Annotated in this window: 13 protein-coding genes and 1 pseudogene; 13 read left to right on the forward strand and 1 reads right to left on the reverse strand. The window is 62.8% G+C overall.

The window, feature by feature from the left end:
- Nucleotides 1-12 precede the first annotated feature (12 nt).
- From EOB49_RS15330 to EOB49_RS15375, 10 genes are all read left to right on the forward strand, one after another.
- Complete coding sequence (locus tag EOB49_RS15330; protein WP_127319222.1) at nt 13-1,158, forward strand: ABC transporter ATP-binding protein; 1,146 nt, start codon at nt 13-15, stop codon at nt 1,156-1,158.
- A 108-nt stretch (nt 1,159-1,266) separates the two neighbouring features.
- A complete protein-coding gene (locus EOB49_RS15335; RefSeq protein WP_127381456.1) occupies nt 1,267-2,514 on the forward strand; it encodes a sugar ABC transporter substrate-binding protein in 1,248 nt (415 codons plus the stop codon).
- Nucleotides 2,515-2,651: 137 nt separating this feature from the next.
- Nucleotides 2,652-3,548: a sugar ABC transporter permease gene (locus EOB49_RS15340; RefSeq protein ID WP_023808791.1), complete on the forward strand. Its 897-nt coding sequence runs from the start codon at nt 2,652-2,654 to the stop codon at nt 3,546-3,548.
- A gap of 5 nt (nt 3,549-3,553) precedes the next feature.
- Entirely contained in the window at nt 3,554-4,396 is an 843-nt protein-coding gene (locus tag EOB49_RS15345) for a carbohydrate ABC transporter permease (protein WP_127266567.1), read from the forward strand.
- Nucleotides 4,397-4,459: 63 nt separating this feature from the next.
- Nucleotides 4,460-5,281, forward strand: coding sequence for a sugar phosphate isomerase/epimerase (locus EOB49_RS15350; protein ID WP_127327052.1), 822 nt, complete (start codon nt 4,460-4,462; stop codon nt 5,279-5,281).
- Between the two features lie 11 nt (nt 5,282-5,292).
- Nucleotides 5,293-6,369, forward strand: a complete 1,077-nt coding sequence (locus EOB49_RS15355) for a Gfo/Idh/MocA family oxidoreductase (RefSeq protein ID WP_127381457.1) — start codon at nt 5,293-5,295, stop codon at nt 6,367-6,369.
- A complete protein-coding gene (locus EOB49_RS15360; protein WP_127381458.1) occupies nt 6,369-7,187 on the forward strand; it encodes a sugar phosphate isomerase/epimerase in 819 nt (272 codons plus the stop codon). Before EOB49_RS15355 ends, EOB49_RS15360 begins: the two co-directional genes overlap by 1 nt.
- Nucleotides 7,187-8,020 carry an alpha/beta hydrolase gene (locus tag EOB49_RS15365; protein WP_127381459.1) on the forward strand — a complete coding sequence of 278 codons (834 nt, stop codon included), beginning with the start codon at nt 7,187-7,189 and terminating at the stop codon, nt 8,018-8,020. Before EOB49_RS15360 ends, EOB49_RS15365 begins: the two co-directional genes overlap by 1 nt.
- A complete protein-coding gene (locus EOB49_RS15370; RefSeq protein ID WP_127381460.1) occupies nt 8,017-8,739 on the forward strand; it encodes a ribulose-phosphate 3-epimerase in 723 nt (240 codons plus the stop codon). The genes EOB49_RS15365 and EOB49_RS15370 overlap by 4 nt, the downstream gene beginning before the upstream one ends.
- On the forward strand, nt 8,736-9,764 hold the full coding sequence (locus tag EOB49_RS15375; RefSeq protein WP_127381461.1) for an ROK family protein: 1,029 nt from the start codon (nt 8,736-8,738) through the stop codon (nt 9,762-9,764). The genes EOB49_RS15370 and EOB49_RS15375 overlap by 4 nt, the downstream gene beginning before the upstream one ends.
- 69 nt (nt 9,765-9,833) lie before the next feature.
- Here the strand turns inward: EOB49_RS15375 and EOB49_RS15380 are convergent, their stop codons facing one another.
- Nucleotides 9,834-11,162, reverse strand: coding sequence for a dicarboxylate/amino acid:cation symporter (locus EOB49_RS15380; protein WP_127327056.1), 1,329 nt, complete (start codon nt 11,160-11,162; stop codon nt 9,834-9,836).
- A gap of 321 nt (nt 11,163-11,483) precedes the next feature.
- Between EOB49_RS15380 and EOB49_RS15385 the strand changes: the two genes are divergently transcribed.
- From EOB49_RS15385 to EOB49_RS37675, 3 genes and pseudogenes are all read left to right on the forward strand, one after another.
- Nucleotides 11,484-13,304 carry a sensor histidine kinase gene (locus tag EOB49_RS15385; RefSeq protein WP_127381462.1) on the forward strand — a complete coding sequence of 607 codons (1,821 nt, stop codon included), beginning with the start codon at nt 11,484-11,486 and terminating at the stop codon, nt 13,302-13,304.
- Nucleotides 13,301-14,671: a sigma-54 dependent transcriptional regulator gene (locus EOB49_RS15390; RefSeq protein WP_127381463.1), complete on the forward strand. Its 1,371-nt coding sequence runs from the start codon at nt 13,301-13,303 to the stop codon at nt 14,669-14,671. Before EOB49_RS15385 ends, EOB49_RS15390 begins: the two co-directional genes overlap by 4 nt.
- A gap of 357 nt (nt 14,672-15,028) precedes the next feature.
- Nucleotides 15,029-15,182: pseudogene (locus EOB49_RS37675) on the forward strand (GNAT family N-acetyltransferase); the annotation flags it as partial.

Here is a 15,182-nt window from a genome sequence, read left to right on the forward strand (position 1 = left end):
GGAGGGAGGAATATGGCAGAAGTCGTTCTTGAGAATATCTGCAAGACATACGGGAACAATTTTCACGCAATCGACCAATTGAACCTGTCGGTTAAGGACGGTGAGTTCTTGATTCTCGTCGGGCCGTCCGGCTGTGGCAAATCCACCGCGTTGCGGATGATCGCGGGATTGGAGGACGTCACCAGCGGCAGCCTTCGGATCGGCGGTGTCGACGTCGTCGACATGCCGCCCAAGGACCGCGACATCGCGATGGTCTTCCAGAGCTACGCCCTCTACCCGCATATGACGGTGTTCGAAAACATCGGCTTTTCGATGCGGCTGGCAGGCAAGCCGAAGGCCGAGCGCAAAAAGCGCGTGGACGAGATCGCCAAAACCCTTCAACTGACGTCTCTGCTGGACAGCAAACCCGCGAACCTTTCAGGCGGGCAGCGTCAAAGGGTTGCCATGGGCCGCGCCATGGTGCGCGAGCCGGCAGCCTTTCTCATGGACGAACCGCTTTCCAATCTGGATGCGAAACTGCGTGTTCAAATGCGCGCCGAAATCACCAGTCTGCAAAAGCAGCTCGGCGTAACGACCATATATGTGACCCACGACCAAACCGAAGCCATGACGATGGGCGACAGGGTCGCGGTGTTGAAAGGCGGCGTGCTGCAGCAGGTCGACACACCCAAGAGACTCTATGAATCGCCGGTGAACGCCTTCGTTGCCGGCTTCATCGGGTCTCCTTCGATGAACCTTTTCGAGGCGACCCTGACGGGCGACGAACTGATGTCCGGCGCCCTGGCCATCCGGCTGCAGGATGCAGCCTTCGTGCGCAGGCCGGGCTTGAAGTCGTATGCGGGGCGCAAGGTCGTGTTCGGCATACGACCGGAGGATCTCTATGACAGCAGCCTCGAATCCGGCCGCAAGTATCAGACGATACCGGCAAAGGTGACCTCGATCGAAGAACTTGGATCCGAACAAATCGTCCATCTCGACATCGACGCGGTCCGGGTGGACTCCGGCGACCCTGACGCGGTGCAGGATTTCGGCCTGGCGTCGAATGCGGTGGCGAAATTCGAACCGACCAGCAAAGTCCGTTCCGGCTCTGAAATCAGGTTGGCCCTGGATGATACCAAGCTCCATTACTTCGACCCGGAGACGCATCTGGCAATCTGAGTATCAGCGAAGACCCGCGGGTGAGGGTGAGGCGCCTGCGTAAGAAGACTTCTGAATAACCAGACGATCGGCCGCATTGTGCGGGCGAATATAAAGAAGGAGGAGAGAATGACGTTTCGTATTAAACTCGCGATGCTGAAAATAGCCGCGGCCGCATGGTTGCTCGGCGCAACCGGCGCCATGGCGGATACGACGCTGGAATTCACCCAATGGTGGGAGCCCGAATTGCCGGCCGGCTCGCTCAGGGCAATCATGGATGACTTCGAGGCCGCAAATCCCGGAATCAAAGTGACGCTGGTCAGCGGCCCCTACGCGACCACGCGAGACCAGATCTCGGTTGGTGCTGCAACCGGAACGCTCAGCGACGTCGTCGGTCTCGACGGTGCCTGGGTGAACAATCTGAATGCGCAGAGCGCACTCGCCGACATGAATCCGATGATGGATGCGAGCGGTTTCGACAAGAGCCAGGTCGCGGACATCGTCAAGGTGGACGGCAAGGCGGTGATGTTTCCCGTGGCTTCTTTCGTCTATCCGGTCTTCGTGAATTTGGACCTCGCCGCCCAGGCAGGCGTGACCAAGCTGCCGTCGACCCGTGCGGAGTTTCTCGAAGCCGCCAAGAAGATGACGATCGCCGACAAGAACCAGTATGGCTGGGTACTGCCCCTGTCGCTGCAAACGCCATCCGGCGTCCAGAACGACATGATGTCGTGGGTTTGGGCTTCGGGTCAGTCGATGATGGCGAACGGCAAGCCGGACCTTGAGGGCAAACCGGTGGTGGATATGCTCACCTTCGTCAAATCTCTCAACGACGCCGGAACCATCTCGCCCGGCATCGCCACCAAGACCGAGCAGGAAAAGGTCGAGGAGTTCGTCAACAACCGCGTCGGGATGATGATCGACTCGCTCGCGCATGTGAACCTCATCCGCAAGCGCAATCCCAAGCTGAACTTCGACCTCATCCCGGTCCCGGTCGTGGAAAACTATACCGGCAAGCGCGGCCTTCCCTATGCCTCCTGGGGCATCGGCATCTCTGCTGCCTCGAAACATCAGGAAGAGGCCTGGAAACTCGTCCAATATGTGATGAGTGAAAAGGTGAACGCCAAGCTCGTGTCGCTTGCAAACGCCTTCCCAGGCAACGTCAACGCCAAGCCCGATTTCGTGACCTCGGACAAGGCTTTCGGCAAGGCTTTTGAAATCTTCAAGACCGGTTATCTCGCCAATGAGTTCACGGGCCTGCCGGTGGCAGAAGACCTGATGACCCAGTTCGACGTGCAAGCCCAAAAGATGCTCGCCGGCGAGCAGTCTCCGGAACAAGCAGCCGCCGCCGCTCAGAAGGGCTGGATGGCGAAATTCTGATCGGCCTGTTCCCGTTTGCTATCTTCGACCGGGTGGCCTGACTTCGGGCAGGCCACCCGGCAACAACGGATCGGCAATTTGAGTGGACCTGTTTTTGAAGCTTACCTTCTCTTGAAGGCGTATCCCAAGGTTGGCACATGACCCGGCAAAAGCGTTCCCACCATAAGCTCAAACGAGCGGTCGCACCCTACCTCTATCTGTCGCCCTCGTTGCTCATAATCGGGCTTCTGATGCTGCTGCCGATGGTGACGGTGATTGGCTACTCGTTCCAGAACAGCGCGGTGCTGCGTCGTGACCCATCCTTTGCCGGACTGAAACACTACCAGGCGATCTTCGACGACCCCGTGTTCTGGGCTTCGCTGTGGCACACGCTCTACTTCACATGCATGAGTGTCATTTTCCACATGACCATCGGCATGGCCTTCGCGCTCATGCTGAACAGCGACCGCATCAATCCGACGCTGCGCAATATTCTGCGCGTGCTCTACATACTGCCTTGGCTGTTCACCGCGGTGATTATCGCCGTGATCTGGCGCCTGCTGCTTGAGCCGAACGGTGTCGTGAATAGCATTCTCATGCAAATCGGCATCATCGGTTCCAAGGTCGAATGGTTTTCCTCGCCTGAGACCGCGCTGCACGCCGTCACCTTTGCCAACATCTGGGCGGGCTATCCGCTCTTCATGGTCAGCCTGCTCGCGGGTTTGCAGGGCATTCCCAAGGATTTCTACGAGGCTGCCGATATCGACGGGGCGAAAGCCTACCAGAAGCTGATCTTCATCACCATTCCGCAGCTGATGCCGATCATCATCAGCATCTCGCTGCTTGACTTCATCTGGACCATGCAGGTCTTCCCGTTGATCTGGATAACGACGGGCGGTGGCCCGATCTACTCGACCGAGGTCCTCAGCACCTACACCTACAAGCTGGCGTTTTCGAGCTACAACCTGTCGCAGGCTTCGGCGAGCGCTGTGGTCATCTTGTTGATCTCTCTCGGCCTGACGCTGTTCTATATTCGCTATCAAAAGGCTCGGTAGTCACCATGAGGAAAAGGCATACGCCGAAAGACAGGCTGATCACCGTCGCGCTCCATGTAGCGCTTGCAGCGGGGCTCTTTTTCGCGGCATTCCCGATCTACTGGATGCTGAGCAGCTCGTTCAAATCGAATACCGAAATCTTTGCCCTGCCACCAACCATCCTGCCAAAGGCGTTTACGCTGGAAGCGTATGCAGCCATCCTTGGCGACCCGGTAAAGCTGCGCTTCTTCTTCAACAGCTATTTCGTGGCGGGAGCGGTGACTGTGCTGACGGTGCTGATCGCCCTGCTGGCGGCCTACGGGTTCAGCCGCTTCAACTTCCGCGGCAAGGGCATCCTGAACACAATCATCATCAGCACGCAGACGATTCCGCCGATCACACTTTTGATCCCCTTCTTCGGGCTCGTCGTCTCATACGGCATCTTCGACACCTACGTCGCACTGATCCTGACTTATCTGGTGTTTACGCTGCCCTACGCGATCCTGCTGATGACGGGATATCTGAACACCTTGCCCCGCGATCTCGATGAAGCCGTAGCCGTCGATGGCGGCACCAGTTGGACAGCGCTTTGGCGGGTGATCGTCCCGATTTCACTGCCTGGTATCGTGGCGACGTCGGTCTACACCTTCCTGTTGTGCTGGAACGAATTTCTCTTTGCGCTGACACTGACGAAGTCGACGTCCATGCGCACCGTCCCGATCGGCATCCAGCTGTTGATGGGGCAGCACGCCTTCGAATGGAACCAGATGATGGCAATGAGTGTGCTCGGCTCGCTACCGCTCTTGCTCATCTACCTCGTTGCCCAGAGGTACTTCCTCGCCGGCATGACCGCGGGCTCGGTCAAGTAGGATGTCCATCCCACGGCGACTCAGGGTGGCATCAAGCAATAGGCGATATCAAGGAATGAAAGGATGAACGTGAAAGACCTCAAAGTCGGCTGCCAGACCTTCACCTGGGAAATGCTGGGAGACCGGTTCACCGGCGGCCCTGACGATCTGCTGAAGGCGATCGCCGATGGTGGCTATGCCGGCATCGAGATCACCGACACCATGATCGGACATTATGGCGACAAGCCGGAGGAGTTCGCCGCCGCGCTGAAGGCGTCGGGGCTGACGCTGGTTTCCTTCGCCTTTGGCTCGAACAGTGGTTTTACGCTGAAGGAGGAGATCGGCGCCGACCTCGAAACCGCCAAGCGCTGGATCGATTTCGCCGCCGCCTTCCCGAATGCGCTGGTATCGATGGGCTCGGCCACGGTGGTGTCCGACGGCCCGCGCGAGGATAAGTTCGCCATCGCCGCCGAGGTTTACAACAAGGCCGGCGAGATCGGACGCAAGGCCGGCGTCCAGGTTGCCCTGCATCCTAGCTCCCACCACAACACGCTGCTGTTCGACCGCGCCGATTACGACACGATCTTTGCCTTGCTCGACCCCGACCTGGTCGGCTGGGTGCCGGATACCGGCCATATCCTGCGCGGCCACAAGGACATGTCCGATACGCTGCGCACCTACCGTGATCGCATCCGCTACATCCACCTCAAGGACGTCGATGCCAACGGTACCTGGGCCATGCTCGGCAAGGGCATCTGCGACACCCCGGCGGTCATCGAGATCGCCAACACCGCACCGCGCTTCAACGGCTGGCTGGTGCTGGAGGAAGAATCCGAAACGGCCGCCGCCGATCCTGCCGGCGCGGTCAAGACCAACCGCCAGACTATGCGCAGCTACGGCGCCTGAAGAACGAGACGATGATCAAGAAACAGGACAGACGCCTCAGGGTCGGCGTGCTCGGCTGCGGCCCCATCGCGCAGTTCGCGCATCTGGAATCCTGCGTCAAGGCCGGCAATGCCGACCTTTACGCCATCTGCGATGCGGCACCCGATCTGCTTGCGCGCATGGGCGCGACCTACGAGCCGCAGAAGATGTATTCCGACTATGAGGCAATGCTCGCCGACCCTGAGCTGGAAGCGGTGATCGTCGCCACATCGGACGCCTATCACGTGCCGATGTCGATCAGGGCGCTCAACGCCGGCAAGCATGTTCTCTGTGAAAAGCCGATCGGCACCTCGGTCGAGGAGGGCGAGGCGCTGGCCGAAGCGGTCAGGCGCTCGGGCAAGATCCTGCAGGTCGGCCACATGAAGCGCTTCGATCCGGCACTGGAGACCGCGCGCGACTTCGTTCGCGACGAGATCGGCGAAGTGCTGGCGCTGAAGGCCTGGTACTGCGATTCCACCCATCGCTACACCAACACCGATGCGGTGCAGCCGCTGCCCGTCACCAGCAAGCTCGCGAGGAAGCCAGCGGGAAATCCCAAGGCCGATCTCAGGCAATACTTCATGCTGGCGCATGGCTCGCATCTCGTCGACACGGCGCGTTTCCTGTGCGGCGATATCGTCGCCGTGCGCGCCCGCCTCAATGAGAAATTCGGCGCCTATTGCTGGTTCGTCGAAACCGAGTTCGCCAGCGGCGCGCTCGGCCATCTCGACCTGACGGTTGCCGTGCGCATGGACTGGCACGAAGGTTTTCAGCTCTATGGCGAGAACGGCTCCGTTATCGCCAGGACATTCAACCCTTGGTACTTCCGCGCCAGCGAGGTGGAGATATTTCACGAGAAAACCGCCACCGCCCACAAGCCGCTCGGCGCCGATGGCCATTTCTTCCGCCGCCAGCTGGAAGGCCTTGCCGACACGGTGCTGAACGGCACGCCGATGCGTGGCGCCAATGTCGAGGACGGCATCGCCTCGATCCGCGCCATGGTCGCTATCGCGCGTTCGGTGGTATCAGGCGAGCGTGTCGAACTCGCCTCGGTGTCGGGGGCGGTGTGATGCGTCTCGGCATTTTCGCCAAGACCTTTGCCGGCACCGATCCGGCCGCCGTGCTGGCTGCGGTGCGGCAAGCTGGCTATGAGACGACGCAGTTCAATCTGGCCTGTGCCGGCCTGCCGTCGATGCCGGATGCTTTGCCGGCGGACGCCATCGCCTCCGTCTGTGCCGCCGCGCAGTCGAACGGCGTTTCACTCGCAGCACTGTCGGGCACCTACAACATGGCGCATCCCGACAAAGCCGTGCGCGACGACGGCCTCAGGCGCCTCGCCGTTGTCATCGAGGCTGCTGCTGCCCTCGGCATCCCGCTGGTCACGCTCTGCACCGGCTCGCGCAACGCCGCCGATCAGTGGGCCTATCATCCCGACAATGCCGATCCGGCCGCCTGGTCCGACATGGCCGCCGAGATGGCGAAGGCGCTGGCGCTGGCCGAAGGTGCCGGTGTCGATCTCGGCATCGAGCCTGAGCAGGCCAACATCGTCACCTCGGCCAGGGATGCGACCCGGCTGATCGCCGAGATGGGATCGAAGCATCTGAAGATCGTGCTCGATCCGGCAAACCTGTTCGAACACGCCACGCCCGGCGAGGCGCGCGCTATCGTTGCCGCCGCGATCGACGAGGCCGCCGGCCACATCGCCATGGCGCATGCCAAGGACCGTCATGGTGACGGTCGCTTTGCCACATCAGGACAAGGCATTGTCGATTTTCCGGATTTTGTTGCACGGCTAAAGGCAGCGGGCTTCGACGGACCGCTTGTCACCCACGGCCTGTCCGCCGACGAAGCCCCCGATGTCGCCGCCTTTCTGCGAAGGCTCCTCTGATGGGCGCCGCCCCGACGATCCTGCTTCGCGACGATGCAGCGCTTCGTGTCTTCGACACGGGGCAGGGCAGGCTTCCCGTCGTCTTCCAGCATGGCCTCGGCGGTGACGCAGCGCAGGTCGCGCAGAACTTTCCCGATGGTCCTTCATACCGTCGGCTGACCGTCGAATGCCGAGCGCAGGGCGGTTCCGGCGCCGGTAGCAAGCGCCCGTTTTCGATCGCGATGTTCGCCGATGATGTGCTGGCCGCCGCGGATGCGGCCGGCCTCGACCGTTTCGTCGCCGGCGGCATCTCGATGGGTGCGGCCATTGCCTTGCAGCTTGCCGCCCGGCACCCGGACCGGGTCGCCGGTCTCGTGCTTGTGCGCCCTGCCTGGGCTTTCGATGCGGCGCCGCAAAACATGCGCCCTTACGTGGAAGTGGCGGAGCTCATCCTCAGCCGTCCTTTATCGGAGGCGCGAGATATCTTCGCGGCGTCCGCGACGGCCGCCCGCTTTCGCACCGAAGCGCCGGACAATCTTGCTTCCCTGCTCGGCTTCTTCGCGCGCGAAAACGCGCCCGTCTTCGCCGAGGTGATGCAGGCGATCGCAGAGGATGGACCTGGCGTGACGCGGGCAGCCGCCGCTGGCCTTGCGTTCCCTACGCTCGTCATCGGCAGCGGCATCGATCTCGTCCATCCGCTGGCCGCCGCCCGCAGCCTCGCCGACGCCATCCCCAATGCGACCTTTGCCGAGGTGATGCCGAAGGCCACCGACAAGGAGTGCCATTTCGCCGAAATTCGCGCCGCCATCGCGGACTTTCTCGACATGAATTTCAACAACCAGGACCAGTCATGATCTCGAAACCTCTCTCAGGCCCGGCCGCCATCGCCGCATTGCCGCGCGACCGGATGATCGCCGAACTCTCGCTCTGGTCGGCCAATCTCGCCAATTTCGAAAACGACTTGAAGCGCATCGAGCCCTATGTCGATCTTCATCATATCGATGTGGCGGACGGTCATTTCGCACCATCCTTCCTGTTCTTCCCCGATCTCGTCGCCCGCATTGCGGGGCTGACGGCGAAACCCATCCATGTCCACCTGATGGTCGATGAAGCAATCGTCGAGGCGCAGACGCGCCAGTTCATCGAAGCCGGCGCCGACATGATCAGCGTCCATGCCGAGAATGGCGAAGCCGGATTGCGCGCCGTGCGGCTGGCGCGGGAGCTCGGCGCCGAGGCCGGCGTCGTACTCAGGCTGGAGACGCCTGTGGAAGCAGTGACGGCCTTCGTCCCGGAAGTCGCCTTCGTGACGCTTCTTGGAACCGCAATCGGCGTCAAGGGACAGAGCCTGTCGGACAAGGCCTGCGACAGGCTGGGCGCTGCCCGCGCCATCCTGAGAGAGGCCGGCCGCGGGGCGCAAGTGGTTCTGGCGGCCGATGGCGGCATCCGCCACGAGACCGTGCCGTTGCTGCGTGCCGCCGGGGCCGAAACCGTGGTTCTCGGTTCGCTCGCCTTCGGTGACAAGGACCTCGCCGGCCGCATCGGCTGGCTGCACGGCTTGAAGGTCGCGGCATGACATCAGAAGCCGCCCTTGCGATCGATCTTGGCGGGACGGAGCTTCGCGCCGCCTTGGTCGACCGCGACGGCAAGATCCTGGCATTCGCGGCGGTGCCGACGCAGGCGCAGGCCGGTCCCGATGTGGTGATCGGCCAGATCGAGGCGTTGGCGGCGACAGTCCATGCCGAGGCCCCGGCACTTTCGATCGTCGGCGTCGGCGTCGGTGCACCGGGGCCGCTCGATCCGCTGGCCGGCATCGCCGTCGGCCCGCCGACGCTCGCCGGCTGGCTGGACGTGCCGCTTGCCGACATCCTGGAACGGCGGCTCGGCCTGCCGGTGCGGCTGGAGAACGACGCCAATGCCGCGGCGCTCGGCGAATGGCGCTTCGGCGCCGGCCATGGCGCTCGCTCGCTGGTCTTTGTCACGGTTTCGACCGGCATCGGCGGCGGTGTCGTCGTCGACGGGCGCATCCTGCATGGCCGCCGTGGCCTTGCAGCCGAGATCGGTCACATGACCATCACCAATGAAGGCGAGCGCTGCGTATGCGGTGTCGTTGGCTGCTTCGAGGCCATCGCCTCGGGAACGGCACTTGGCCGCCGCGCCAGCGCCGCCACGGCAGCCGGAGACGGCTCTACCTTGCGACGCTTGTCAGCGGACGCGGAGGTGACCGGCCGCCATGTCGTCGAGGCGGCACGGCTGCAGGACGCTCTTGCCTCGGCCTTGCTGGAGGAGGAAGCGCGCTGGCTGGGCGTTGGCTTCACCAATCTCCTGCATCTCTATTCGCCCGATGTGCTGGTCGTCGGCGGCGGCATCGCCAATGGGCTCGATCTGATGCTGCCGACCATCGAGGCGACCATCAGGCAACGGGCCATGCGCGCCTATCGCGACGTGCCGGTCGTTCAGGCCCAGCTTGGCCGCCATGCCGGGCTCGTCGGCGCCGCCAGCCTTGTGCTGTTCGACGACGGGGGCACTTTGGCAGCCCGCATGCCTGTCGGCCCAAGCACGTTTCCGGACACGCCGCTGAGCAAGATCGGCACGGTCTGACGTTGCTATCTGCATGACAAAGGCCAGAGGCAGCACGCCTCCGGCCTTTTACGCATTGACCGCGCGTCATTACTCGGCGGGAACAACGTCCGCCGGCAGGCTATCGTCGGCCGTGCCCGCCAGCGCTCTGGCCAGCTTGGCCTCGTCGAGTTCGCCTTCCCAGCGCGCCACCACCAGCGTGGCGACAGCATTGCCGACGAAGTTGGTCAACGCCCGGCACTCCGACATGAAGCGGTCGACGCCGAGGATCAGCGCCATGCCAGCGACCGGCACCGCCGGAACCACCGAAAGCGTCGCCGCAAGGGTGATGAAGCCTGCCCCGGTGATGCCGGCGGCACCCTTGGAGGAAAGCATGGCCACCAGCAGCAGCAGGATCTGGTCACCCATCGACAGGTGGATGTTGGTCGCCTGTGCGATGAACAGCGCCGCCAAGGTCATGTAGATGTTGGTGCCGTCGAGGTTGAAGGAATAGCCGGTCGGGATGACCAGGCCGACGACCGAGCGCTTAGCGCCGGCCTTCTCCATCTTTTCCATCAGCGAGGGCAGGGCGGCTTCCGATGAGGAGGTGCCCAGCACCAAAAGCAGCTCTTCCTTGATATAGCGGATCAGCGACAGGATGGAGAACCCGTTGTAGCGGCAGACCGCGCCAAGCACGACGAACACGAACAGGAACGACGTCACGTAGAAGGTGCCGACCAGCATAGCGAGATTGATCACCGCGCCGATGCCGTATTTGCCGATGGTGAAGGCCATCGCGCCGAAGGCACCAATGGGGGCCGCCTTCATCAGCACGCTGACCAGCTTGAAGATCGGTGTCGTCAGCGCCTGCAGGAAATTGAGCACGGGCGTGCCCTTGTCGCCGACCAACGCCAGCGCGATGCCGAACAGCACCGAGAAGAACAGCACCTGCAGGATGTCGCCGTCGGCGAAGGCGCCGACGATGGTCGACGGGATGATGTTCATCAGGAAGCCGGTGACCGACTGGTCGTGCGCCTTGGCGGCGTAATTGCTGATGGTCGAGGCGTCGAGCGTCGCCGGGTCGATGTTGAAGCCGGCGCCCGGCTGCACGACATTGGCGACCACAAGGCCGATGATCAGCGCCAGCGTCGAGAACGTGAGGAAGTAGAGCATCGCCTTGCCGGCGACACGCCCGACCTTCTGCAGGTCGCTCATGCCGGCAATGCCCGTCGTCACGGTCAGGAAAATGACCGGGGCGATGATCATCTTGACCAGCTTGATAAAGGCGTCGCCGAGCGGCTTCATGCTCTCGCCGACCGACGGATAGAAATGGCCGAGCAGGATGCCGACGGTGATCGCGACGAGCACCTGCACGTAGAGTTGGGCATAGAAAGGCTTGCGCTGCGCGGCAAGCGCGCCTGATTGGTCTGCGATGTGCATCGAACTCTCCCTGGCCGGATGGGGCGAGCGCCCTGCGTGACTTCTCCCATCGCGGCGCTCCGGTCGCACGCCGCTGCCAGGGAGTTTTGCAAGCGCTGTGCCAGTTCGCGGAAAGGCCGGAACCACGGGATTTCCGCCTTTGTCTGACGTCATGCGGCCAAAGCCTGTGCGGATTTCCGCACAGGCAGTGTTTGCCTGGGCGGATTTTCGCATTACACTGGCCGAAAAGCCGCGAGCAAAGGGGAGCCGCGAGCAAAGGGGAGAGGGCAGACGCCGCAAGCAGGCACCGATAGCGGATTCCCTGGATTTGCCGGCCGTGAATTGCTGCGCGAGGCCGTGGCGCGGCTGCGCGATGGCCGATGGGTTGCCGTGGTCGTCGCTCTTGCCTTTCTGGCCGGCGTGATCGCCATTGCCGGGCGCATCGCCTCCGGCCAGGCGGCCGACAATCTGCGCGAGACGGCACTCGCCGCACTGCCGCTGGCGGCGGGAACCCTGACCGGCGAAATCGAAAAGCAGCGCCTGGTTCCACTGGTGTTGGCCCGAGACGACGCGGTGCGCGGCGCTCTGCGCCGGGCCGGAAAAATGAAAGAAAAGGCCCTCAACGACAAGCTCAAGTCGATTGCCGGCGATGCCTCGGCATCCGCCATCTACATCATCGATACGGCAGGCATCGCCATATCAGCCAGCAATGCTGACGAACCGGCGAGCTTTGTCGGCATCGACTACAATTTTCGGCACTATTTCCAGGAAGCGATGAGCAAGGGTGCTGCCAGCCAATATGGCCTCGGCACAATCAGCGGCAGACCGGGGCTGTACCTTGCCAGCCGCGTCGACGATGGCGGCAAGCCGCTTGGCGTTGCGGTGCTGAAGGTCGAACTCGACGGCGTCGAAGCCAATTGGCGTTCCAGCGGTTTCCTTGTGTTCATCACTGATGAACGCGGCGTGGTGCTGGCTACCAGCCAGCCCGACTGGCGGTTCCGTGCGCTGGCGCCACTGTCGGCCGAGGACACCGCCGCAGCCCACGAGCAGCTCCAATTGGCCGATGCAGGCTTCGAGCCGCTGCCGATCCGGCGCGGCGCTGGTGACGGCCTGGCGACGATCGACAACGCGGGAAAACCGCGCCAGTTCGTCGAGGTGGTGCAGGATTTGCCCGCTGCTGTTCCTGGCTGGCGTCTCTGGCTGCTCACTCCCGCCGACGCTGCTCTTTCATCGGCCGCCAACACGGCGCGCCTGACCACGCTGCTTGGGCTTCTGCTGATGGGCTTGCTTGCCTTCGTGCTTACCCGCCGCCAGCGCGCACGACGGCTGAGGCAGGAGGCGCTGGCGCGGATGAATGCCGAACTGGAGAGCCGAGTCAGCACGCGAACGGCCGAGTTGACCCGCTCCAACACCGCACTTGCCGGTGAAATCGCCGAGCGCGAGAATGCTGAAGCCAAGGTGCGCCGGCTGCGCGACGACCTCGCCCAGGCCAACCGGCTTTCCATCCTCGGCCAAATCGCCGCCGGCGTGGCGCACGAGATCAACCAGCCGGTCGCCGCTATCCGCACCTATGCCGAGAATGCGGGCCGCTTTCTCGGAACCGGCAAAACCGAACCGGCCAGCGGCAATCTGACGTCGATCGTGTCGATGACCGAGCGCATCGGCGCGATCACCGGCACCTTGCGTACTTTCGCCCGTCGACCCGGGGTTGCCGCTTCGCCGCTGCCGGTGCGCGAGGCAATTGATGGCGCGCTGTCGCTGCTGTCGGGCCGCATCCGTGATTCCGGCGTGACCATCGTCAAGCCGCGCGGCAATGCCTCGCCGGTGGTCATGGCCAGCCGCATCCGGCTGGAACAGATCCTGGTCAATCTGTTGCAGAATGCGCTGGATGCCATGAAGGACCAGCCCGATCCCCGCATAGAGATCCAACTTGCCGAGCACGACGACAGGGTGCTGATTTCGGTGCGCGACAACGGCCCAGGTCTCGGCCCGGAAGCAGCCGGCAATCTGTTCATGCCGTTCCAGACCACCAAGGAGAAGGGGCTTGGCCTCGGGCTGGTGATCTCGCAGGAGATCGCCCAGGAATTGGGCGGCACGCTGCGGCTCGATCCCGGCAATGGCATCGGCGCATCCTTCACCATCGATTTGAGGCGAATTGAATGATTGAGGGATCAGGGCTGGTGGCGCTCGTCGACGACGATGCGGACCTGCTGCACGCCACAACGCAATTGCTCGAGCTTGCCGGCTTCGCTGTGGTCGCGCGCAACGCCGCCGAGGCAGCGCTTGCCGTTGTCGACAGGACCTTTGAAGGCGTGGTGGTCAGCGACATCCGCATGCCGGGCATGAACGGGCTGCAGCTGTTCGATCGCATCAAGGCGATCGACCCGGACATACCCGTGATCCTGGTCACCGGCCATGGCGACGTCGATCTCGCAGTGGCCGCGCTCAAGGACGGTGTCTACGATTTCATCTCGAAACCCTATGCCGGCGACCGCCTTGTCGAGGCGCTGAAACGGGCGAGTGAGAAGCGACGGCTGGTGATGGAGAACCGGCGGCTGCGCGAAGCCGCGGCCCTCGCCACTGACGGCCTGCCGCTGATCGGCGAGGCTCCTGCCATCAAGCGACTGCGCGAGACGTTGCGCCAGATTGCCGACATGAACGTCGATGTGCTGGTCGAGGGAGAAACGGGAACCGGCAAGGAAGTGGTGGCGGACCTCCTGCACAGATGGGGGCGACGGCGCGCAAAACCCTTCGTGGCACTGAATTGCGGTGCGCTGCCGGAGACGGTCATCGAGAGCGAGTTGTTTGGCCATGAGGCGGGCGCGTTCACCGGCGCGCAGCGGCGGCGGATCGGCAGCATCGAGCATTCCAGCGGCGGCACGCTGTTTCTCGACGAGATCGAATCCATGCCGCCGGCGCTCCAGGTCAAGCTGCTGCGCGTGCTCGAAACACGCAGCCTCACTCCACTTGGCTCGAACGATATCAGGCGCATCGATCTCAGGGTCGTCGCCGCGACCAAGGTCGATCTCGGGCGGTCGGACCAACGCGGTGATTTTCGCGAGGATCTGTATTTTCGCCTTAACGTGGTGACGCTGCGCATCCCGCCGCTGCGCGAGCGTCGCGGCGATATCCCGATGCTGTTTGGGCATTTCCTGGGCAAGGCGGCAGAACGGTTCGGCCGGCCTGTCGCGAAGATGAACGCTGCGGTCAGCGATCATCTCCAGTCGCATGACTGGCCAGGCAATGTGCGCGAGCTTGCCCATTTTGCCGATCGCGTCGCGCTCGGCCTCGGTCCGGAGGATGAGGTGAGGGCGGTCTCCGCGCACGTGCCGGAGCCAGAGGCAACACTGCCCGAGCGGGTCGGCCAATACGAGGCACAACTCATCCGCGACGCATTGCGCGATCATGGCGGCGACGTGCGCGGCGCCATTGATGCTCTGGGCGTGCCGCGCAAGACCTTTTATGACAAGCTCAAGCGCTACGGCATTGCCGCATCAGAGTTTCGCAATGGCGGTGATCCGGATACGTAGCCCATCCCGGAAAGGGTAATGTCTCAGTTTGAATTCAGAAGATCGTCGGTCGCGTTTGAGGCGCAGGCGAAACCGCCTATACCTCGTGGAAAGGAAGGGAGGAGCGTGTCCTGAAGGTTAAAGTTCTCATTCTTGGATGGCTCGGCCTATTATTCGCGGGGTTGCTTATCCTCCAAGTTTTCCTGGGAGAACGCCACGGAGGGGGCTTCCTGTGGGCGGCGATCATCGGCTTTACTTGGGCGATTGCTTATTGGCCGGTTACATTGATTGTGCTCGGCTTAGGATTTTGGGCGTCAGACTGGTGGTTGAGGCAGGGGTAAACGCCCAAATCAAACTGGGACACTACCCGGAAAAGCGATGAACACGACACTGGAAACGACGGCAAATCCCTTGCCGGAAGACCTTACCTTTCTCGCCGAAAGGCTGGCGGCGTTCAACGACGGTGATGTCGGCGCTTCCGAAAGGAAGGCGCTTGCCGTGTTTGTGCGCGACGAGGATGGCGCGGTCGTCG

It is taken from the genome of Mesorhizobium sp. M7A.F.Ca.MR.148.00.0.0, assembly GCF_003997735.1.
GTDB lineage: Bacteria > Pseudomonadota > Alphaproteobacteria > Rhizobiales > Rhizobiaceae > Mesorhizobium.

Coding starts and splice junctions, on each gene's coding strand:
- EOB49_RS15330 (WP_127319222.1), top strand. CDS start 13: ATGGCAGAAGTCGTTCTTGAGAATATCTGCAAGACATACGGGAACAAT.
- EOB49_RS15335 (WP_127381456.1), top strand. CDS start 1,267: ATGACGTTTCGTATTAAACTCGCGATGCTGAAAATAGCCGCGGCCGCA.
- EOB49_RS15340 (WP_023808791.1), top strand. CDS start 2,652: ATGACCCGGCAAAAGCGTTCCCACCATAAGCTCAAACGAGCGGTCGCA.
- EOB49_RS15345 (WP_127266567.1), top strand. CDS start 3,554: ATGAGGAAAAGGCATACGCCGAAAGACAGGCTGATCACCGTCGCGCTC.
- EOB49_RS15350 (WP_127327052.1), top strand. CDS start 4,460: ATGAACGTGAAAGACCTCAAAGTCGGCTGCCAGACCTTCACCTGGGAA.
- EOB49_RS15355 (WP_127381457.1), top strand. CDS start 5,293: ATGATCAAGAAACAGGACAGACGCCTCAGGGTCGGCGTGCTCGGCTGC.
- EOB49_RS15360 (WP_127381458.1), top strand. CDS start 6,369: ATGCGTCTCGGCATTTTCGCCAAGACCTTTGCCGGCACCGATCCGGCC.
- EOB49_RS15365 (WP_127381459.1), top strand. CDS start 7,187: ATGGGCGCCGCCCCGACGATCCTGCTTCGCGACGATGCAGCGCTTCGT.
- EOB49_RS15370 (WP_127381460.1), top strand. CDS start 8,017: ATGATCTCGAAACCTCTCTCAGGCCCGGCCGCCATCGCCGCATTGCCG.
- EOB49_RS15375 (WP_127381461.1), top strand. CDS start 8,736: ATGACATCAGAAGCCGCCCTTGCGATCGATCTTGGCGGGACGGAGCTT.
- EOB49_RS15380 (WP_127327056.1), bottom strand. CDS start 11,162: ATGCACATCGCAGACCAATCAGGCGCGCTTGCCGCGCAGCGCAAGCCT.
- EOB49_RS15390 (WP_127381463.1), top strand. CDS start 13,301: ATGATTGAGGGATCAGGGCTGGTGGCGCTCGTCGACGACGATGCGGAC.